This is a genomic window from Bacillus sp. z26, from assembly GCF_058313635.1.
The window spans coordinates 544,097-564,939 of sequence record NZ_JBZFQM010000002.1; the positions used below are offsets into that span (position 1 = coordinate 544,097).

20 protein-coding genes are annotated in these 20,843 nt (G+C 36.2%); 7 read left to right on the plus strand and 13 right to left on the minus strand.

Features of this window, described 5'->3' with window-relative positions; translation table 11 throughout:
- The first annotated feature begins 61 nt into the window (after window positions 1-61).
- Entirely contained in the window at window positions 62-556 is a 495-nt protein-coding gene (locus AC4G3K_RS07875; RefSeq protein WP_491076729.1) for a YkyB family protein, read from the plus strand.
- A gap of 27 nt (window positions 557-583) precedes the next feature.
- Here the strand turns inward: AC4G3K_RS07875 and AC4G3K_RS07880 are convergent, their stop codons facing one another.
- A complete protein-coding gene (locus AC4G3K_RS07880) occupies window positions 584-1,489 on the minus strand; it encodes a chemotaxis protein (RefSeq protein WP_491132954.1) in 906 nt (301 codons plus the stop codon).
- Window positions 1,490-1,738: 249 nt separating this feature from the next.
- On the opposite strand from AC4G3K_RS07880, the gene AC4G3K_RS07885 reads away from it, so the two are divergent.
- A complete protein-coding gene (locus AC4G3K_RS07885) occupies window positions 1,739-1,912 on the plus strand; it encodes a hypothetical protein (RefSeq protein WP_491076727.1) in 174 nt (57 codons plus the stop codon).
- 97 nt (window positions 1,913-2,009) lie between these two features.
- On the opposite strand, the gene corA is transcribed toward AC4G3K_RS07885, so the two are convergent.
- Complete coding sequence (corA, locus tag AC4G3K_RS07890; RefSeq protein WP_491132955.1) at window positions 2,010-2,969, minus strand: magnesium/cobalt transporter CorA; 960 nt, start codon at window positions 2,967-2,969, stop codon at window positions 2,010-2,012.
- A gap of 162 nt (window positions 2,970-3,131) precedes the next feature.
- Between corA and AC4G3K_RS07895 the strand changes: the two genes are divergently transcribed.
- The gene (locus tag AC4G3K_RS07895; protein WP_491132956.1) at window positions 3,132-4,286 is read left to right on the plus strand and encodes an aminotransferase A; all 1,155 of its coding nucleotides are present in this window, start codon (window positions 3,132-3,134) and stop codon (window positions 4,284-4,286) included.
- A gap of 53 nt (window positions 4,287-4,339) precedes the next feature.
- Here the strand turns inward: AC4G3K_RS07895 and AC4G3K_RS07900 are convergent, their stop codons facing one another.
- The 4 genes from AC4G3K_RS07900 to AC4G3K_RS07915 form a co-directional block, all read right to left on the minus strand.
- Window positions 4,340-5,221, minus strand: coding sequence for an NAD(P)-dependent oxidoreductase (locus AC4G3K_RS07900; protein WP_491132957.1), 882 nt, complete (start codon window positions 5,219-5,221; stop codon window positions 4,340-4,342).
- Between the two features lie 159 nt (window positions 5,222-5,380).
- Complete coding sequence (gene ptsP, locus AC4G3K_RS07905; RefSeq protein ID WP_491076723.1) at window positions 5,381-7,102, minus strand: phosphoenolpyruvate--protein phosphotransferase; 1,722 nt, start codon at window positions 7,100-7,102, stop codon at window positions 5,381-5,383.
- Entirely contained in the window at window positions 7,102-7,368 is a 267-nt protein-coding gene (locus AC4G3K_RS07910; RefSeq protein WP_491076722.1) for a phosphocarrier protein HPr, read from the minus strand. Before AC4G3K_RS07910 ends, ptsP begins: the two co-directional genes overlap by 1 nt.
- Window positions 7,369-7,755: 387 nt before the next feature.
- Window positions 7,756-8,499: an SDR family NAD(P)-dependent oxidoreductase gene (locus tag AC4G3K_RS07915; RefSeq protein ID WP_491132958.1), complete on the minus strand. Its 744-nt coding sequence runs from the start codon at window positions 8,497-8,499 to the stop codon at window positions 7,756-7,758.
- Between the two features lie 215 nt (window positions 8,500-8,714).
- On the opposite strand from AC4G3K_RS07915, the gene AC4G3K_RS07920 reads away from it, so the two are divergent.
- Window positions 8,715-9,212, plus strand: coding sequence for a sigma-70 family RNA polymerase sigma factor (locus AC4G3K_RS07920; RefSeq protein WP_491132960.1), 498 nt, complete (start codon window positions 8,715-8,717; stop codon window positions 9,210-9,212).
- A 71-nt stretch (window positions 9,213-9,283) separates the two neighbouring features.
- On the opposite strand, the gene ykzS is transcribed toward AC4G3K_RS07920, so the two are convergent.
- Window positions 9,284-9,478: a protein YkzS gene (gene ykzS, locus AC4G3K_RS07925; protein WP_491076719.1), complete on the minus strand. Its 195-nt coding sequence runs from the start codon at window positions 9,476-9,478 to the stop codon at window positions 9,284-9,286.
- A gap of 269 nt (window positions 9,479-9,747) precedes the next feature.
- On the opposite strand from ykzS, the gene AC4G3K_RS07930 reads away from it, so the two are divergent.
- Window positions 9,748-9,927, plus strand: coding sequence for a YkvS family protein (locus AC4G3K_RS07930; RefSeq protein WP_491077180.1), 180 nt, complete (start codon window positions 9,748-9,750; stop codon window positions 9,925-9,927).
- Between the two features lie 168 nt (window positions 9,928-10,095).
- Window positions 10,096-10,839, plus strand: coding sequence for a type I methionyl aminopeptidase (map, locus tag AC4G3K_RS07935; protein WP_491076718.1), 744 nt, complete (start codon window positions 10,096-10,098; stop codon window positions 10,837-10,839).
- Between the two features lie 90 nt (window positions 10,840-10,929).
- On the opposite strand, the gene AC4G3K_RS07940 is transcribed toward map, so the two are convergent.
- The 6 genes from AC4G3K_RS07940 to AC4G3K_RS07965 form a co-directional block, all read right to left on the minus strand.
- On the minus strand, window positions 10,930-11,955 hold the full coding sequence (locus tag AC4G3K_RS07940) for a YkvI family membrane protein (RefSeq protein WP_491132962.1): 1,026 nt from the start codon (window positions 11,953-11,955) through the stop codon (window positions 10,930-10,932).
- Window positions 11,956-12,247: 292 nt separating this feature from the next.
- The gene (locus AC4G3K_RS07945) at window positions 12,248-12,682 is read right to left on the minus strand and encodes a MarR family winged helix-turn-helix transcriptional regulator (protein ID WP_491076716.1); all 435 of its coding nucleotides are present in this window, start codon (window positions 12,680-12,682) and stop codon (window positions 12,248-12,250) included.
- Window positions 12,683-13,253: 571 nt separating this feature from the next.
- Entirely contained in the window at window positions 13,254-13,424 is a 171-nt protein-coding gene (locus AC4G3K_RS07950) for a Spo0E family sporulation regulatory protein-aspartic acid phosphatase (protein WP_491076715.1), read from the minus strand.
- 207 nt (window positions 13,425-13,631) lie between these two features.
- Entirely contained in the window at window positions 13,632-15,803 is a 2,172-nt protein-coding gene (locus AC4G3K_RS07955; RefSeq protein WP_491132963.1) for an ATP-binding protein, read from the minus strand.
- 186 nt (window positions 15,804-15,989) lie between these two features.
- Entirely contained in the window at window positions 15,990-18,290 is a 2,301-nt protein-coding gene (locus AC4G3K_RS07960; RefSeq protein WP_491132964.1) for a thiamine pyrophosphate-dependent enzyme, read from the minus strand.
- Window positions 18,290-19,303: a 2-oxoacid:acceptor oxidoreductase family protein gene (locus AC4G3K_RS07965; RefSeq protein ID WP_491076712.1), complete on the minus strand. Its 1,014-nt coding sequence runs from the start codon at window positions 19,301-19,303 to the stop codon at window positions 18,290-18,292. The genes AC4G3K_RS07960 and AC4G3K_RS07965 overlap by 1 nt, the downstream gene beginning before the upstream one ends.
- A 341-nt stretch (window positions 19,304-19,644) precedes the next feature.
- Between AC4G3K_RS07965 and AC4G3K_RS07970 the strand changes: the two genes are divergently transcribed.
- A complete protein-coding gene (locus AC4G3K_RS07970; protein ID WP_491132965.1) occupies window positions 19,645-20,715 on the plus strand; it encodes an acyltransferase family protein in 1,071 nt (356 codons plus the stop codon).
- The last annotated feature ends 128 nt before the right edge of the window (window positions 20,716-20,843 follow it).

Consider the following 20,843-nt stretch of genomic DNA (forward strand, 5'->3'; position numbering starts at 1 on the left):
TATAATCAAATATAGGCTTATACATTATATGAAGAAATATTCTTAGAAGAAAGGGAAACTTATGAACCAAAATAATGGGAAACATCCCAATCCCGCCTGCTTTACTGCTGATGATTTGGGGGAAGCCATCTATTCTGTGAACAGGCATGCGAAAACTGCACCAGACCCTAAATTCTTATACAAACTAAAGAAAAAAACCATTATTAAAATGCTTGAAGAAGGAAAAGCAAAAAAAATAGGTCTGCAGTATTCGGACCACCCTCACTTAAGCTTCCAACAATCAGATGTACTTATACAATGTGGAAGATACACATTCCATATCCCACCCTCAAAAGATGATTTTCAAACATTAACACATCTTGGCCATTTATCAAAAGAAGTGAGAAATCCATCTTCACGATTATCCTTATCTAAAGCAAAAAAATTATTGATGTCTTATACCGGCTGCAAGGAACATCCCAATGAAGATCAACATAAAGAGAAAAGCAAGAAATATTACAAACCTACTTTTACTCGCCTTGGCGAATCCTATCCATATCAAAGTTGGAAAAAATAAAGCTGCTGAACCTTTCGTTCAACAGCTTTATTTTTGTAAAAAGCGGTCTATTTGTTTAACCAGTTCAGCTATTTCAGGTTTACTGATTTGTGCATCGGCTCCTACCAGCTCTCCCTTATGCTTTAAATCATTTGTTATCAATGATGAAAAGATAATGACAGGCAAGTAAGATAAGGCTGAATTTTCTTTTATTCTTTTTGTAAAATGATGCCCGTCCATTTGCGGCATTTCAATATCTGTTATGACCAACTGTATATCCTCTTGTAAGGTACCTGCTTGTGCCTTACTTTCCAAAAAGGCTAGCGCATCCTGACCATTTTCAAAGAAATCTAGTTGTTCATAACCAGCTTCTTTTAGTGTCTCCTGTAATAGCTTCCGCAATAACGGGGAATCTTCAGCAATTAACAAGCGTTTTTCTGATCTTTCTCTAACCCCTAATTTTTGAATCTGAGCAACCGTTATCCCTGAGTCCGGGTTAATTTCCAGAATGATTTTTTCATAGTCAAGCAATAATAACATATCATTATTCATTTTTATTACACCAGTGATTTGACTATCTACCCCTTGATACATTTCCGATGGTTTTTCAATTTGATTCCATGAAATCCTATGGATTTGCGTAACAGTATGTACATGAAAAATCACTTTCATTTTATTAAACTCAGTTACAATAAATTTATCTTTTTCCGGTTGCATAGATACCGGAAGATTCAGTGACTTCGCAATATCCACTACTGGTAGAATCTCTCCACGCAGTTCAATGATCCCTTCCACATAATTATGGGTCTGCGGAACCCCGGTTATAGGTACAGGATTAATAATCTCCTTAACCTTTATAACATTAATACCAAATTTATGATCCCCGATACCGAATTCAACAATTTCTAACTCATTCGTACCACTCTCGAGCAGGATCCCCTTCTGTTCATTCACTTTAATCAGCGCCCTTCCATTTTCCTTATGCTTTACTTCCCTTATAATAAAAACAATTTTTGATATTGCCCTTTCTATTTATTATCGGATTAAATTAAACTCTTTACATTCAAAAATAAAATTTATTCCATAACTATGTATATTATGTGGAGCTTTACTCAAAGTTATAGACGGTTGTCCAGAAACGGATTATCATACGGTTAAAGCATAAAGATCAATCTTATATGCTAAGAAAGAAGGTCTCCGATTATGAAAGGTACTGCCATTTTATATGAAGAAAGCCATGTAGTTGCTTGTGTAGAGGATATTAGGTTCACTGATGCAGAGAAATATATGAATATACACATTGAAGAATCTCATGATGTTAAACCCCAACTTACGATTTGGCATCCCGAAGAAATAGATTGGGAATACGGTTATTAATAAAAAAGGCCCACTGTTGAATATATTCCCCTCTAAGCTTATTCTTTAATCCGCCTACCCTTAGAGGAGCATATCATACTGCGGAGGCCTTCCTTTTTTATAATTTTTTTTGATAGGTTCGTCGGAATAACCATCCTTTTAACATAAATAAAATCATCATGATTACCGATATAATCACCATGAACGAAATGACATACCAATAACCATTTTTTAAAGCTAAACCTGGCATTTTAGAAAAATTCATTCCATATAGTCCTGCTATAAATGTTAAAGGCATGAAAATAGTCGTAATAATTGTTAAAGTCATCATCGTTTCATTCATTTTGTTTGAACTGACGGCCATATAACTATCTCTCAAATCCGTAGAGAATTCTTTATATCCATCAACTAGTTCTTTTAATTTCAACAGATGGTCATAGACATCGTTCAGGTAATGATGATGTTCAGAAAGAGCACTTATTCTTTCAGAATGAATAATGCTGTACATTAATTCATTCATTGGCAATATAATTCTTCTTAATTTTGATATCATCGTTCGAATCTCATACAGTTGATTCATTGGATCATTTTTGAAAGAATATTGCAGATGATCCTCCAAAAAATTCAACTGTTCCTCTATTTGATATGCTCTCGGGAAATAAGCATCTACCACTGCATCCAGGATTTTATGAAGGATATGGATAGGTGTATCCATTTGGTCGGCTGATCCCCATACTTCCTCCATTTCTTGAATTGGATTTGAATGGACCGTCACTATTACTTTTTCATCCACATAAATATCTATTTCATTTCTTTCCAGTTTTCCATCTAACGAATAGATTACAAAAAACATATACGATTGGTAAAAATCAACTTTAGGTCTCTGATTGATTTGGTCAAGGCAATCCTCAACCGTCAGAGGGTGAAATTTAAACAGTTTTCGAAGAAGTTTATCTGCCTCTGATTCTGTTGGTGCAACCATATCGATCCACACCAGGTTAAAGTCCTTCTTTTGATATTCTTCTAATGTTATTGGCTTCATACACCCGTTTTGTTCCTTAGCAAGTAGCTGGTACATATTTTCCCCCCAATAAAACTAAACATAGTACCCATAGTATTCCCAAATACATATAAGCATCATTCAGAATCTTCTTTGAATCATTAAACTCAGGATAGTGTACACATTCTTAAAGCAACCTTATAATAAGAAAAGAAATGTTTTTAGGAGGTATGATTTGGAATGGAACACTTAATAAATCCTCATGTAAAAGGAATTGAAATCTCCGGTATTAGAAAGTTTTATAATATGGTATCCGAGATTGATGATGTACTGTCTTTCACACTGGGTTTACCCGATTTTCCAACACCCTTACATATAAAAGACAAAGCAATGGACGCCATTCAAAGTGATTGTACCACCTACACCCATAATGCCGGTCTACTGGAACTCCGGCAAGAAGTAGCAAAATTTATGCACACCCATTATTCACTTGACTATGATCCTGTTGAAGAAATTCTCATCACCGTAGGGGCAAGCCAGGCGATTGACATTGCCTTTCGAACTATTTTATCACCTGGAGACGAAGTCATTTTACCCGGACCTGTATATCCCGGTTACGAACCCTTAATTCAGTTAGCAGGGGGGAGTGCAGTCCATGTGGACACAAGAAATACCGCTTTTAAAATAACCCCGAAATTAATCGAGGCCAACCTAACTGAAAAAACAAAATGTATTGTTCTCCCTTATCCATCCAATCCAACCGGTGTTTCATTGATGAGAGAAGAACTGGAAGAAATCGCAGACCTTGTTAGAGGGAAAGAAGTGTTCATCCTTGCTGATGAAATCTACAGTGAATTAACCTTGGACAGAAATCATACGTCGATAGGATCTATTATAAAAGACCAAACGATTACCATAAATGGGGTCTCAAAATCACATTCAATGACCGGATGGCGAATCGGTTTCCTGATGGCACCAAAATCCATTGTTAAACATATGATAAAGGTTCATCAATATAACGTATCCTGTGCCACGTCAATCTCACAAATGGCTGCTCTGGAGGCTTTGAAAAATGGCGAACATGATTCAGCCACAATGAGAGAGGAATATACAAAACGGCGCGATTACGTTTATAGAAGACTTACTGCAATGAAACTGCAGACTGTGCTTCCTGATGGAGCTTTTTACTTTTTCATTAAAATACCGAATGGCTTTAAAAGTTCTTTGGATTTTGCCTTAAAGCTTGTTCAGACTGAAAAAATAGCTGTTGTGCCTGGTTCTGCCTTTTCGGAGTTTGGTGAAGGATATTTTCGTTTATCCTATGCCGTTTCCATGGAACAACTTGTAGAAGGATTAAACAGACTTGAACATTTTCTGAATCAACAGACAAAATAAAAGGAAGCATTTCGTTCAGGCATAGTGCCTATTCACGAAATGCTTTCTTTTATTTAAAAATTGGTTGGTCCAGCATAATATTTATATAAAGCCTGGGTACCGCAATCCTCTTTTCCCATATCCGATAATTTTTCATACATGGATTTGGCAAGAGACAATCCGGGAAAGTCCAGCCCCAATCGCTCTGTCTCTTCTAACGCAATCTTTAGGTCTTTAATAAAATGCTTGATATAAAACCCTGGTTCAAAATCACCTTTTAGTATTCTCGGTGCTAAATTAGTTAAGGAAAAACTTCCTGCCGCACCGGTTGAAATGCTTTTTAACACGGTTTCAGGATTTAAACCTGATTTTTCCGCATACACAATGGCTTCACATACACCAATCATATTAGTAGCGATGGCTATTTGATTACATAGTTTCGTATGTTGCCCCGATCCTGCATCCCCCTGATAAATAATATTTGTCCCCATTGCTTTAAATACTGGCAGCATAGTATCAAAATCCGCTTGATCGCCGCCAACCATAATAGCAAGATTAGCATTTTTAGCACCAATATCACCACCAGACACTGGCGCATCAAGTACATGTAATCCTACTTCTTTACCGGCAGCATATATTTTTTTTGCCAGTGTCGGAGCAGATGTTGTCATATCAATCAAATAAGAGCCTGCTTTAGCATAGTTCAATAAACCTTCCGACCCCAAATAAATTTCTTCAACATCTGATGGATAACCTACCATCGTTATCAGGACGTTCGTATTCTCTGCAATTGCTCGGGGAGTTCCCTGCCATTCTGCCCCTTCGGAAAGTATATCTTCACATTTGGATTTTGTTCTGGAATAAATACTGACAGGATAACCCGCCTTCATAAGGTTTCTTGCCATACTTTTACCCATGACACCAATTCCGATGAAACCAATATGTAAATTTTGCATACTATTCCCTCCTATACCTCTATAATAACAAAAAAAATCAACTGGTAAACCAGTTGATTAAGAAAGGGGGGTCACTAAAAGCATGTTGCTGTTTTGTGTCCATCTTTAATTTACCCCTGCATACAATTAAATAAACACGTCTCTTTATAAATTACTAAATTATTTCTTAGCAGTTGCTTCTTTAACCATTTCAACAACATCTGCTGCTGTTTGCATTTGAATAGCCTTTTCAGCCAACTCCTGCATTTCAGTTCGAGAAAGTGTTTTAATTTGGGAACGTGCACGCAATACAGATGTTGCGCTCATTGAAAACTCATCCAACCCTAAACCAACAAGCAACGGAATAGCCAGTTCATCCCCAGCCATTTCTCCACACATTCCGGCCCATTTGCCTTCTTTGTGAGCTGCGTCGATAACCATTTTCACCAAACGTAAAATGGCAGGATTATATGGTTGATACAAGTAAGATACACGTTCGTTCATTCGATCTGCAGCCATTGTATATTGAATCAAGTCATTCGTTCCAATACTGAAGAAATCTACTTCTTTAGCAAATAAATCTGCGATAACTGCAGTAGAAGGAATCTCTACCATAATTCCTAATTGTATGGAATCTGATACTTCAATGCCTTCCTGTATCAATTTAGCTTTCTCTTCTTCAAGTACTTTTTTAGCAGAACGGAATTCATCCAATGTAGCAATCATCGGGAACATAATTCGTAAATTTCCATATACACTTGCACGTAGAAGTGCTCTTAGCTGAGTTCTGAAAATAGATAACTCCTCAAGGCATAAACGAATGGCACGGAACCCAAGGAATGGATTCATTTCCTTTGGCAGGTCAAGATATGGAAGCTCTTTGTCTCCACCGATGTCCAATGTACGAACGACGACCGGCTTACCGTCCATGCCTTCTAGTACGGCTTTATAAGATTCATACTGTTCTTCTTCACTAGGAAGATTATCTCTGCCCATATACAGGAATTCAGTTCTGTATAATCCAACAGCCTCAGCACCATTTGCTTTTACTCCTTCAAGGTCTTTAGGAGTACCAATATTAGCTGCCAATTCAACATGATGGCCATCTTCAGTTACTGTTTTTTCATTAACAAGCTTTGCCCATTCAAGTTTTTGCTTAGCATACTCATCAGCCGCTTTTTTATATTCTTCGATTAGTTCAGGTGTCGGATTAATGTGCACTTCACCTTTAAGCCCATCAAGTATGATCATATCGCCATTTTGAATCGTTTCAGTTGCTTGTTTAGTTCCTACAACGGCCGGTATTTCAAGTGAGCGAGCCATAATTGCGGAGTGTGAAGTACGTCCACCAATATCTGTTGTGAAACCTTTAACGAATTCTCTGTTTAATTGAGCGGTATCTGAAGGCGTTAAATCTTCAGAAACGACAATCACTTCTTCAGCAATCATGCTTGGATTTGGAATTTGCACACCCAGCAAATGACTGATTACCCGTTTTGTCACATCGCGAATATCTGCTGCTCTTTCTTTCATATATTCGTTGTCCATTTGTTCAAACATGGTAATGAACATATCAGCAATTTCACGCATGGCAAATTCAGAATTGATACTTTCAGACTTAACTTTATCCTGTACAGCACCAAGCAGCTCAGGGTCATTCAAAACAAGGATATGAGCATCAAAAATGGCTGCTTTATCTTCACCTTGTTCTGTTTTAACCTTCTCACGGATTGTTTCCAATTCGGTCTGGGCTTTCTTTACAGACTCCTCGAGGCGTGTTAATTCTGTGTCAATGTCAGAAATAGTGCTCTTTGTTACAGTTAAATCTGGCTCCATTAAACGATAAGCTTTTGCTATGACGATTCCATTAGATGCCGCTATCCCGTTTAACATAGTTGTCATTAGTTAGCCAATCCTTCTTTTGTAAGTGTTTCTTCGATCGCATTTAATGCGTCTTGTTCGTCACTTCCTTCAGCAATAATCGTGATATCAGATCCACTGCCGATTCCAAGAGACATAACACCCATGATTGATTTAAGATTTACTTTCTTTTCTTTATATTCTAAGTTGATATCTGAATTGAATTTACCTGCTGCTTGTACTAGCAAAGTTGCCGGACGAGCATGAATTCCTGTTTCTGCAGTTACATGAAAAGTTTTTTGTACCAAAGTAATCGAACTCCTTTATTAATAGTTATTGTTGTGTTTTGGCCATAATTAATTCTAGCTGCTTACATCTTTATGATTTTACCCAGTTTCAACCGGTCCTATGTATAAAATGATGTACAGTTGAATTATGTACCTTTCCTCACAATATAGGCTATACCCTATAAGAAGAATGTACAGAAAAAATCTAAATTTTTCAACTGCTTTTACATATTTAGAACCATAAATTAATCTAAACTATAATAATGAATGAAACATAAATGGTTCACAACTATATATATAGCTTGGCAATACAAGTAAGTATTGTATATCTTTCTCGATTTTACAACAAAGGTATTTATAATGACAAATTTGAAGAACCTGTCCAATCATTTTATCTATTAAAATATATCAATCTTTATAAATCATTTTTCTGGTCATACCGCCATCAATCACCAAATTTTCTCCATTAATAAAATCGTTTTCGGGGTCACTTAAAAACAAGCATGCTTTTGCTATGTCTGATGGCTTTCCGACTCTGCCTGAGAAATGCTGAGTGTGATCCATTTCACGTAAAGCAGAGTAATGATCCGTTTGGATCCAGCCAGGGCTTATACTATTTACACAAATGCCTTTTTCAGCTAATGAAGCGCTTAATGCATGAGTTAGGGCAAGGATTCCACCTTTTGACGCAGCATAGGCTTCTGAATTTGGTTCAGATTGGATTGCACGGGTAGACGCAATATTAATAATCGAACCACCCTCTTCGTCCATGATTTTAGCTCCTTCTCTTGAAAGGATAAATACACTTCGTAAATTTGTATTAATAATACGATCCCATTCTTCTGTTTCCAACTCAAAAAACGGAGTAAATGCTGACACCCCCGCATTATTTATAAGGATGTTGAGCTTATTCCATTTATCTTTAATTACTTTCATTAGATGAAGGCAGTCTTCTTCTTTACTGAGATCAGCTCCAATAAATGAAACTTCGTGTCCCTTTCCCCTTAAATCTGCTTCTACTACCCTTCCTGTTTCTTCCTCTATATCGGTTAATACAACAGTTGCTCCCTTTAATGCATATTGTGTTGCGATTTCTTTTCCAATTCCGTTTGCAGCGCCCGTTACTAATACAACTTGATTTTTACTATTCATATGCCAATTTCCTTTCTTAAATTATTAAAATGTACAGATTCCACAAAATAAGTCCATAATTTTAAAAATATAATCCATTTTAATTAAAAATAAACGATTTTCGGCTAAATAACACATCATATTTTCGTATTTCATTTTTTTACAACAACGAACTTACCCCTTACTTTAGAGATACCCGGGAAAATAGAGGTCGCTCCTCACAAGGAAGGGTCAATGTGGATAATTTTGATTTATTAGTTAGCCAATATAATCCATTAATTCATCATATGATAAAAAAGCTTCATATCATATGTGATCATGATGAATATTATCAAATAGGATTAATTGCTCTTTGGGAGGCAAGCCTTAACTTTGATCCAGCAAAAGGTCAATTCCTCTCTTATGCATATAAATCCATACAAGGTAAAATGCTTATACAGCTTTGTAAGTCAACTAAAATAAGTGAAAGAGAATCAAAAAAATCACCTGAATACTGGGATCTTTTAAAAGTTGAAGATGATGTGCTTAGCCTGGAATGGTACTTTCCTAAGCCTTTACTTACATCCTTAACAAATAACCAATATAATTGGCTGTTTGAATACATTCAATTTGGTAAAACCATTACAGATATTGCATACGAATACAACACAACCTATGCAACGGTAAAATCCTGGAAACAAACGACATTAAAAAAAATAAAGGGCTATCTTCATACGCATCCAGACGCTTTCTAACTGTAAATGTTCTTCTTACGCCATAAACTAACACAAACCCAATTTTAAGCAATTGGGTTTGTCTATTCCATTTAACTACGGGGATCCTTAAAATATTGATAGGTTAGATCACCGCCTATATGAGCTGTACCGCGAAAATGTTTAAAATCTTCCCTCTCCACTAGCACAGAGCGAAAAGCCATGAAATCCTGTTTTTTAACATCCAGTTTATCTATATCGCCATTCTTTAATTGATCAAATAATGATTGAATTTCTTCTTTATTCATTAACATAACCTCCTTAGTTATACATCAACATCATACTCTTTAACTCCCATCGTAAACAAGTATTCCATATGGTCAGAAAAATAGTGATTATTTGCTCTATTAAGATTCCAATTAATCACAATTTATACTATAATTACAATATTAATTCCACATAAACTAAATAGTAGGGATTTTTACTATATAAGCAACCTTCCAATCCCCATATTCAAAGATAAGTTTACTATTTAGATATCTTGACAACTTTACTAAACTGAAAAGGTGTGAACATGATGAAGAAAGCTGATGTAGGCAATTTGATTGAATTTCGCAATGGTTTACGCGGAATTGTTGAGAAAGTGAATGAAAACTCTGTCATTGTGGATTTAACTTTAATGGAGAATTTTGATGAATTGGAGCTGGAAGAAAAAACGGTTGTCAATCATAAAAATTATAAAATTATATACGAATAATCTAAAGAACGAGGCTTAATTGTCCTCGTTTTTATTTTTAGCCTTAACATCCCTTACTTTAATTTTGTTAGAAACTTAGATATAATAATAAGAATCGATTCCATTTGGAACCTTTCAACTAAACTTTTCATACGAATGAAGAGCATAACAGAAAGCGGGTTTAGTATCATGATTGTAAAAAACGATAAAGACTTAGAAGGATTAAAAGCAGTAGGCGCAGTAGTCTCACGTGTCAGGGAAACTCTGAAAGCCGCAACAGTTCCTGGGATTACAACGTTGGAACTTGACTTAATCGCAAAGAAATTATTTGAAGAAACAGGTGCTGTGTCTGCTCCAAAAAACGAGTATGATTTCCCCGGATATACATGTATCAGCGTGAACGAAGAAGTAGCTCATGGAATTCCAGGTAAACGGATTATAAACGAAGGCGATATGGTAAATATCGATGTCTCCGCCGTATTAAATGGATATTATGGTGATACGGGCATTTCATTTCCCGTCGGCTCTACAACCAGTCAAAAAGAAAACTTATGCCAATGTGCAGTAGATGCCTTCCATCACGGAATCAGCAAAGCAAAAGCCGGATCCAAAAAAAATCAAATTGGTAAAGCTGTTTACAATACAGCCAAACAAAATGGATTTAATGTAATTAAAAACCTAACTGGCCATGGAATTGGAAGAAGCCTGCATGAAAAACCAGATCATATTTTAAACTATTATGATCCATGGGATTCTGAACTTCTTCAGGAAGGCACAGTTTTAGCTGTTGAACCGTTTATCTCCACAAAAGCTACAATGGTGACAGAAGCCGGTGATGGCTGGACGTTTATAACAAGCGATAAGAGCTTGGTTGCACAATGTGAGCACACCATTATCGTGACAAAAAATGAACCGATTATTTTAACTTTATAAATAAAAACACTAAAGAGAAGGGAAACTCCCTTCTCTTTCTTTATGCCTGCTATACAGGGAGCTTTTATCCCTCACTAATGGTAACAGGTCTTATTTTCTCACAGCTATTAATAGTAAAAAGCTTAAACTAATGTACCCAAAAATCGGATACAACAAAGAAATTAACGGGCCGTAATCCATCTGTCCTACACATAAACAAATCGCGAATATCCCAACATAAAGCGACCAGGAAGGTAATTCGGTTGTTTTTTTCAGTTGCCTTTCAAGCCCAAAGGCATTCCCAATTAAGCTTGAAAAAATTTCTCCAAAAATAATGAATAAATAGAGCCCATATAAAAACGGTGCAATCTGTTTCATTACATAGGCAGTTGGTATATTCATAAGCCCTATTCCCGTCACGGATGATAGGGAAATATGGCTGCTCACCAAAATAATGGCTAATATAAAACCTCCTAAATTAGCCCCTTTTCGGATTATATTTTCATCCTGAATTTCGACTGCAAGCGGGACAAGGACAGCCTGCGTCAATGCCAGATTAAATGCCGCATAGGAAAAGGGTGATAAAATGATTTTCCAGCTAACTGAATCCGGAACGTTAAACAAAGTATGGATAGGATTGATATTGACTATAGAAATGCACATTAGGGCTAAATTAAAGACAATCATCGCCGGCACCACAAACGTATTAATCGATAATAATCCCTTAGTCCCCCAGCTCATCACAACAACTGAGAGAAACGTCGTAAAAATCATTCCACCGGTTTTAGAAAAGCCTAATTGCTCTTCAAACAGGCCGCCAACTCCTGCCATCATAACACCTGTAACCCCAATCAGCATACCCATAAACAGAATATTGACAACAAAGGATATACTTTTACCAAATAGCCAATCGTTGAATTCCATATAATTTTTTAAATTTTTATGTAAAGCAATAATCATTATTTTACTGCCAATCCTAATAAAGATAAAACCTGCAAGGACAATGCCAAATAAACCATAAATTCCATATTGGGTAAAAAATTCATATATTTCCTTACCAGTTGCAAAACCCGCTCCAATTACCGTACCAACATATACAGCTGCAACCTGGAAGATACTTACACGCTCATTATTCACCCTTGTCCCTCCCCCGCTTATTCTCACTTTATGCAGGTTGAGTGTCTTTATGAATAAATGTTTTTTGTAAGGCCTTGGATGGAATATAGCCCATTTGAAATATAAAAAGACATCTCTCCTATCTTGGAATAATCAGAGTATATATGACACTGTCTGTTCATTACTCAAATCTGGTCAATTTCATCAGGCAAAAAAATAGCTGTCGAAATAATCGACAGCTAACCTATGTATAAGAGCTTATCCTATTCTTTTATTAGAATACAGACCTCTATGATTAAATGGGTACAGATATTTATTTAAGAGGGACAGATTTGCCTATTTTTTTTAGAAGTTCAATCACAATTTTTTTCTCTTCAGCTGTTAAATCATCCATTAAACCCTCAATTCGTTCCTGATGCTCAGGAAATATACCTTCCAGGAATTCCTTGCCCTTATCAGTTATTTGCGCATAGGTCACACGTCTGTCAGAAGGGCTTGCAACTCTTTTTAATAATTGTTTTTTTTCCAGTTTATCTACAACATAGGTTATACTGCCACTGGCAAGTAATATTTTATCTCCTATATGCTGCAATGGCTGATCTCCTTTATGATAAAGAAGTTCAAGTACTGCAAATTCGGTAGGGTTAACTCCTGATTTTTGAATATATTTATTTGTATAGTCACTGATTGCCCGGTAAGCTCTCGACAGGACAATAAATATTTTTAAAGATTGATTTTGTTCTTCCATATCTAATCACCTACATTTGACGGTTAAAATTCAGATTATCATCCGCGTAATTATACTTCTTTCCATTTAAAAAGTAAAACTATATAGTAATGGTGTTATTCGTATTTATACAATAGTTCAATCTTCCGATTATGGTGGTCCTACTACCTTTCTGTTCCTCTAGTCTATTTGAGGCTATAATTTTCTTTTATAAGTATACATCTTAAGAGCAGAGTCATTGAAACTTAAGAAGATTTTGGCTGGAAGATGTATACGGAAGATATAAAAGTTTTAGTTCATACAGTTTGGGTGTCCCCATAAGCTTTCATTAGCATCTGTTCCGATTATGTTGACTCGCAGAATGGTATATGAATCAGCCTAGCCCTAATACATCGGATGAACCTACTGAGGAGGATTGGATTAATTGCTCTTACCTAAAACTGTTTGAAAGGTCGGATTCGGCTTTGCATCTTACACTTGATCCTAAGAGAATAGCCATACAGTATGGAGGAGTTGTTTTAAAAAAAACGGAGTGATACTCAATTAAGAGACAACGCCAATAACAATCTTTAATCATTCCTAAAACAATTTACTAACTAACTATTGAGTATTCCATTCTGATATGCTCTATTATTAACTGGTCAAGCTGCCTGCTCAATTTTAATGTTCCTTCATCTAAAAAACCATTTGTCGTGGCATGACTAATCATCTTTTCTCTTATAGTTCGTATGGCTGTTTCAAGACTTTCTTTTCGATTCTGCAAGAAAAAGCTCCTCCTTCTAATTTCCACAAATACATTAAAAAGAATTATGCCAAAATTACAAAACATTGTAAATACTATCGCAAAAATAGACAAAAAACAATGATGATTACTTATTTTTTATACATTATTCAGCAAAATCCTCAAATCAAAAAATAAGAAACCCCCATTGGATGAAAGAGTTTCTCACTTCCTCATATTTCTTTATTATTATGAGAATTCATGATTAATAGGCAGATAGATTTGAAACAGAGTTCCTTTCCCTTCTTCACTTGCCACTTCAATCCAGCCGGCATGCTCTTCAATAATTTTATAGGTAACCATCAATCCGAGACCTGTACCCTTTTCTTTGGTTGTATAAAATGGTTCTCCTAACTTATCAAGGACAGCCTCTGAGATTCCAGTTCCATAATCCTGTATCGAAATTATTACATGATTATCAAAAAATAATTCTGTTGTAATATCAATAAATCCACCTGCAGGCATGGCTTCAATAGCATTTTTGATTAAATTTATAAAAACTTGCTTAAGTTGGTTGCTCTCACAATGGATCGGAGGGATTTTGGAAAAATGTGTATGAAATTGAATATTCAGCATAGATGCCTGTGCGCTTAAAAGATCCAACGTATTAGCAATAATGGTATTAACCTGTTTGACTTGATAGGAAACAGCCTGTGGCTTTGCAAGGATTAGAAAGTCCGTGATTATCGTTTCAATTCTTTGCAATTCAGATGATATAACCTGAAAATACGTTGAATATTCGCCATGTAAACTTCCTTCCAGCAATTGAATAAAACCTTTCAAAGCAGTCATCGGGTTTCTGATTTCATGGGCAATCCCAGCAGCCAACTCTCCCACTACATTTAATGTGTCTGATTTTTTCAATTGTTCCTCCATCCTTAGTTTATCCGTTACATCTCTAAAGATTGTTAAATTCTTACCAGGTATTATATCCAGCCTCGATGAAAAATCCAGTTGTTTACTTTGTCCGTCTCTGCATGCAAGTTCACACACAAAGTGATGGTGTTTATTTTTGTTAATTAACGATATATGCCTCTGTAAATGTTTGATCTGCTGGCCGCTCAGCTTAAATATTTCTCGTAATCCTTTGTTTTGTATATCCTTAATTGGAGCCCCAATAATCGCAGCCCCAGGTTCATTAATATCAAAAATCCTGCCGTCTGAACCCCAGATAATAATCCCATCAAAAGTACCGTCAAAAATTTTCTTGAATTTATTTTCTGATATGCGAAGCTCTTGTTCCATCTCTCGCTTATCACTAATATCCTTACAGAGAAAAAGGGTATATGGACTTTTGCTAATCTGTTTCTTTGTTAACTCAAGAATCTTCTTTTTCCCACTTGAAAAATGGCAGATTAGTTCCGTTTTCTCTTGGTCATCCATGCTTTTCAAAGTTTCCGAATAGAATAAGGTATCTGTCTTATCACCTCTGATATCCATTATATTCATATTGATTAAGTCTACATGGGACTTTTCAAACAAGGCACAAACATGTTCATTGGCCTGAAGGATCTTTCCTTTAGAATCTACCATAAAAATCCCATCCATTGATTGGCAAAACACATTTTGAATTCCTTCAATCAGATGATGATGATCCGATTCTTCAAGGACATCATAGATAACCGTATAGTATAAACCGCTGTAAAAATTAAAATGGGTAGTATATTGGTATGTAATCTCCTTTGAATCCACTAGAAGTTCAATTAGACGCAAATTGGAACTATTCGAAGGTAAGTGATTGAGTATTGTTTCAAAGTTATCTTTGTAAGCCGTTGTAATAAATTGATATAGGCTTTTTCCAAGAATTTTTGCTTTATCTATATTTACGAGCTCACAAAATGCTTTATTTCCATCTACAATAATACCTTCTTTTGTATGGATGATGATATAGCACTTTAAGTCATTTATGATATCGGCGTACAGATTATCCTGACTTGCATCACCCTTCTTAAACCCATTATTTGATGGAAGTAACATATAGGTTATCCTCTCAGAATGTGGATCCAGAACAGCATTTACTTCAAGTCCAACTGTAAATGGTCCAGAAGCCTTTAAAAACCATTTATCCTCTGAATAACCCTTCTGATTCAATTTACTAATATGGTCTTCAATGAACGTATTGGGTACTGATAAAAGAAACTCCCGTAGATTACCAGGTGAACCCTCGCTCCCTAACTGCCTGTACAAATTAACCGCCTGCTCATTTTTTGATATTATATTCAATTCCATATCTGTTATAATAATGGCTTTTGTAAATAAGGAAAAAAAGTGCTCCCATGTTTGCTGACTTGTACGCAAATTTGTATTTTCTTCAATCATACTTGTATTATTTTCCCGTCCATTCAAATCCGTATTAGTCAAGGGGGATCCTCCTCACACTAGTGACATATGATACGATACTTATTCTACAAAATTATGGAAAAACCTTTTTTTAATTAAACAGAACCAGACTAAGTACCCCCATCAATACAATGTGCCTTAAAAAGAAAAACCCCCGAAAGAGATTCGATAAATGAATCTCTTTCGGGGGTTTGAAAGACGAAACAGTTAAAGAGTAGGATTCTCATGCTTGGCAAGCAATCGATTCCATCTTCTATTCACTTCTTGTTCAAATTCCTCTAGCATCCAAGCATTCTCTTCTTTTAGCAAATGCTTAGTTTTCCCCATATACGTTAACCATTCGGATAGTTCAATCCGCTTTTTCCTTGCTTCCGGGTTATACGTTATGGTTGTCTCTCCATTTTCAACTTCATACAGCGGGAAGAAACATGAATTCACAGCTGCTTCCATAATTTTTGTTCCATAGCGTTCTTCTGCTTTCCAATTCAATGGACAGGTGATTAAAATTTTACCGTATACAGTCCCTATATTTTGTGCATACCATTGCGCTTTAGCCGCTTTTTTAATTAAATCCTGCGGGAAGGCTTCTGATCCTGTAAAAACATAGGGAATACCAGTCGCAGCCATTATTTGAGCTGTGTCTTTATGGTGGAACGCTTTTCCTTTTTGCGCTCTCCCTACCCCTGTTGTACTTGTCATATGGCCCATTGGTGTAGAATAGGACATTTGCGAACCAGTATTCATATAGCCCTCATTATCGTACTCAAGCATAATTAGTTTATGATTACGTAAAGCTGTCCCAATAGCGGAACCCATTCCAATATCCATTCCACCATCTCCGGTAATCATGATAAAAGTCGCGTCATCACTGATGGAAATTTCACCCCGGCGTTTTTTCTCTAAAAATGCTTCGAGAGTTCCGGATAACGTCGCTGGTCCATTTTGGAAAAGATTGTGTATCATCGTCTGTTTATGAGAACTGTAAGGATAAGCTGTTGTCACTACATAGGCACAACCTGTTTGAAACAGGACCACGATATCCCCTTCAATTCCTTTAAAGAACAATTCCAATGCAGGGAAGATTCCACAACCCGGACATGCTCCATGACCTGAAGCCAAACGCTTCGGCTTGCTCATCAATGAGCGTAAAGGAGGAATACGAACCTTTAATTTTCCGCTCTCCTCATCTGGGGTAACCTGAATTAGCCCTGTTTTATATTCATCACCACTATGTGACTCTACTGCAGGCTCTGGCGCGACTTCAGGAATTCCCGGATTGACCCCATAATAATCAAATGTTTTTTCAATGGAGCCGTTATTTAATGCTTGCAGCGTCATTTCAAAAAATGCATTTGCATCTTCAGGATAAAAGTCTTTTCCTCCCAAACCAAACACACGGCTTAACACAATTGTTTGGTTATCTCGATCTTCCTGTAAGGCCGATTTCACTTCATGAGTCAAATTAGGACCATTCGCACCATAGGAATCTGCTCGCTCTCCAACTAATAGCACTTTCACATTCTTAAGAGCCTGTCTGATTTCTTCAGCCGGGAACGGACGGATGATATTAGGGCTGATTACACCAGCTTTAATGCCTTGTTTTCTTAAATCATCGACAACATCCTTGGCTGTTTCAGCTGCTGAATTCAACAGGAATAAAGCTACTTCCGCATCTTCCATCTCATAAAGATCCAGAGTTTCATATTGACGTCCTGATAGTTCTGCATATTCACGAGCCACCTGCTTATAGATCTCCCCTGCCTTATACATGGCTTCCGACTGCTGGTAGTGATTATTCATTAAGTCATCCCCGTTCATATGGGCACCAATCGTTACGGGATTATGAATATCAACATGCGGAAAATTAGTTGGCGTTTCGCCTACAAATTTCTGAACAACAGCTCTGTCACTAAAATAGTTCACTTTTCTCTTTTGATGAGAGGTAAAGAATCCATCATAAGCAACCATAACCGGTAAACGAACATCCGCATGCTCTGAAATTTTTAAAGCCATGATATTCATATCGTAAACAGCTTGTGGCGTTCGGGCAGTTAAAATGATCCAACCTGTATTTAAAGCAAAGTATAAATCAGAATGATCTCCCCGAATATCAAGTGGACCACTGATCGACCTTGTCACAAGGTTCATCACCATTGGAAAACGGGTACCTGATTGAACCGGCAACTGTTCGAGCATATACATGAGACCATTTGCACTTGTTGCATTAAACACCCTGGCTCCTGTAACAGCAGCACCATAACAAATTCCTGCTGAACCATGTTCTCCATCAGCTGCAATCAACTGGATATCGTGTTCACCTCTTGATCTCATAATATCTAAATACTGAGCAATTTCAGTTGAGGGGGTAATGGGGAAGTATCCCATGACATGATAATTAATTTGGGCTGCCGCCATTGCTGCCATTTCATTACCTGATTCAAAGGTAGTCACTTGTTCGGCCATTTTATCCTTTACCAATTCAGACAGTTCCATTTCTGATATCGCCATTATTTCATCTCCCCTGCTTCAGTTGATAACGTTTGTTTTACAGTATTTTTCTCAGCAAACCCTATAATTTCTCGCATTTCCTGGAGAGCGCTAGTTGGACACGCTTCTATACATTTTAAGCAGCCTTTACAGTATTGATAATCAATTCCTGTTAAAAACATTTGCTTACGCCCGCGCTTATCTTCTCCCTCTTCCCAGACAAAACAAAAATCCGGGCATGCTGTATCACAGGCAGAACAATGTATACATTTTTCAACATCCCATTCAGGCAAAAACCCTTGTCTAGATCCGGATAAATCTTTTAGTATGCTATTTCCCTGAGCGATAATCGTGCCACCAATGACTTGGGTTTCATATCCCAATGCCGGTAATTCTCGTTTATAACTTTTACCTTCTGCATCTTTAGGTGCTTCATAGTGCTTAAAACTTACTTCATGATAACCCCGTTCAAATGTACGAATATTCGGCTCAACTAAATGCGGATATTTCTTTTCAAATGTTTTTCTAATAACTTCTTTCATCGATTCCGGATTAAGGAAATCACATATACGGAATAAGGCTCCAAGCATAGCCGTGTTTACCTTGGTCTTTTCTTCAACTGCTATACCAAGGGCATCGACTATAGCTAATGTCCCATATTGGAGATTTAAATCCTTTCTTATTTGATCGAACATCCTCGTCGAATTAACGAGCACAATTCCATCCGGACGTAGGCCGCTCACAACATCGACCATTTTATACAATGCTTCATGAAAAACTCCGATAACATGCGGTTCTTCAATCGGACTGTGATCACGTATTTCAGTGCCCGCATCACAGAAACGCACAAAACTCTTCACTGGGGATCCTTTTTTTTCAGAACCATAAGAAGAGAAGTTGGACCCATTAAATCCATGCCCAAGTACACCTGATTCAGCAAGCATCTTCCCAGCCAGATTCGCCCCAAGTCCTCCGATTGACTCCAGGCGAATCTCATAAAAACCTTGTTGATTCTTTTTTGGAAGAACGGTCATTTATCTTTCCTCCCTATTTCCTTACGATAAAATTTGCGGTTTACCTATAGATATTTATTACAAATATATTGAAAGTTAATAAATACAGTTCTAGTTGGTATTATTTTTATATTGAATCTGTTAGCTGTTTTCCATTTAAACTATATACAACAGCTATCTATATTTTTGTATTACAGATACATCCCAATCTACCATTTAGATTATAGTACGGAAATAGATGATTATCACATTGATAATCATGGTTTAATTGGATGGTTATACTAATTTTCCATCTGACTTGTTTATTACCTTTAAGAAGGGGAATAATAGAAAGAATTTGCCAGGAAATTTAGGAGGCAGCTATGAGGCAGAGAGAAAGCTATTTTGACAATGCAAAATTCATATTAATGTTCTTTGTTGTCTTTGGTCATATTTTACGAACGTATATTAATGAAAATGAAACAATCTATGCTCTATATAATACAATTTACACCTTTCATATGCCTGCTTTTATATTGCTATCAGGCTTTTTTGCAAAAGGCTTTAAGAAAAAAGGCTATATAAAGAAACTGAGCACGAAATTAATTCTTCCCTATTTACTTTTCCAAGTTCTCTATACGCTTTATTATTATTATTTATTCGATAAATCAACTCTTAGGTTCGAAGCATTGGAACCTAACTGGTCCCTGTGGTTTCTATTAAGTCTATTCTTTTGGAATTTAATGCTTTTCGCTTTTACAAAATTTAAACCTTTAGTAGGTATTGGATTAGCAATCGGAATTTCTTTACTGATCGGATATTTTGATACAATCTCTACTTATCTCAGTTTATCGCGGACATTTGTCTTTTTCCCGTATTTCCTGATAGGCTATCATTTACAAAAAGAACATTTTCAAAAAATAACGACTGTAAAAAATAAAGTTTTCGCATTGGCATCCTTTGGTATAATTTTTATTTGGTTCACCTTTTTTCCAGAGTTAGACTCCCAATGGCTACTCGGTTCAAAGCCTTATTCTGAGATTGAAACTGTATCGTACTTGTCTATGTTTAAACGACTTGGATTTTTCACCATTAATTTTTTTATGATTATGAGCTTTATGGTTCTTGTGCCTAAGGGAAGTTATTTTTTTACAAGTTGGGGCAAGCAAACCCTATATGTATATTTATTGCATGGCTTTTTTGTACGTACTTTCAGATTTACAAGTTTTAATGAGTACTTTACGACGGTAGAAAGTTATATTTTATTGGCAGCAATGTCGTTGATCATTACAATTATTCTGTCAAGTACTCTAGTCAGATCAATTACACAGCCCATGATTGAGTTTAATACCCGTCATACAAAAATAATGCTGTATAAATTAAAAGGCTATTTACATTTTTATAAACAAAAATTTGATTTATCTAAATCCATGAATCGCAGTCCTTCAGAATAAGAAATATTCCGAAGGACTTTTTCTTTATTATTTCAGCGTCCTTTTATCATAGCCCTATTATTCCTTCTGTTATCTCTCATGAATAAATAGTACCAGCCTTAAATCTTATGTAAAATAACACCATTACT

Bases quoted from the DNA above. Each gene is read 5' to 3' on its own strand.
- AC4G3K_RS07885 (WP_491076727.1), top strand. From the start codon at position 1,739: ATGAAAGGTACTGCCATTTTATATGAAGAAAGCCATGTAGTTGCTTGT.
- AC4G3K_RS07945 (WP_491076716.1), bottom strand. From the start codon at position 12,682: ATGGAAGAACAAAATCAATCTTTAAAAATATTTATTGTCCTGTCGAGA.
- AC4G3K_RS07970 (WP_491132965.1), top strand. From the start codon at position 19,645: ATGAGGCAGAGAGAAAGCTATTTTGACAATGCAAAATTCATATTAATG.
- AC4G3K_RS07915 (WP_491132958.1), bottom strand. From the start codon at position 8,499: ATGAATAGTAAAAATCAAGTTGTATTAGTAACGGGCGCTGCAAACGGA.
- AC4G3K_RS07895 (WP_491132956.1), top strand. From the start codon at position 3,132: ATGGAACACTTAATAAATCCTCATGTAAAAGGAATTGAAATCTCCGGT.
- AC4G3K_RS07900 (WP_491132957.1), bottom strand. From the start codon at position 5,221: ATGCAAAATTTACATATTGGTTTCATCGGAATTGGTGTCATGGGTAAA.
- AC4G3K_RS07875 (WP_491076729.1), top strand. From the start codon at position 62: ATGAACCAAAATAATGGGAAACATCCCAATCCCGCCTGCTTTACTGCT.
- ptsP (WP_491076723.1), bottom strand. From the start codon at position 7,102: ATGACAACTATGTTAAACGGGATAGCGGCATCTAATGGAATCGTCATA.
- map (WP_491076718.1), top strand. From the start codon at position 10,096: ATGATTGTAAAAAACGATAAAGACTTAGAAGGATTAAAAGCAGTAGGC.
- AC4G3K_RS07960 (WP_491132964.1), bottom strand. From the start codon at position 18,290: ATGGCGATATCAGAAATGGAACTGTCTGAATTGGTAAAGGATAAAATG.
- AC4G3K_RS07930 (WP_491077180.1), top strand. From the start codon at position 9,748: ATGAAGAAAGCTGATGTAGGCAATTTGATTGAATTTCGCAATGGTTTA.
- corA (WP_491132955.1), bottom strand. From the start codon at position 2,969: ATGTACCAGCTACTTGCTAAGGAACAAAACGGGTGTATGAAGCCAATA.
- ykzS (WP_491076719.1), bottom strand. From the start codon at position 9,478: ATGAATAAAGAAGAAATTCAATCATTATTTGATCAATTAAAGAATGGC.
- AC4G3K_RS07965 (WP_491076712.1), bottom strand. From the start codon at position 19,303: ATGACCGTTCTTCCAAAAAAGAATCAACAAGGTTTTTATGAGATTCGC.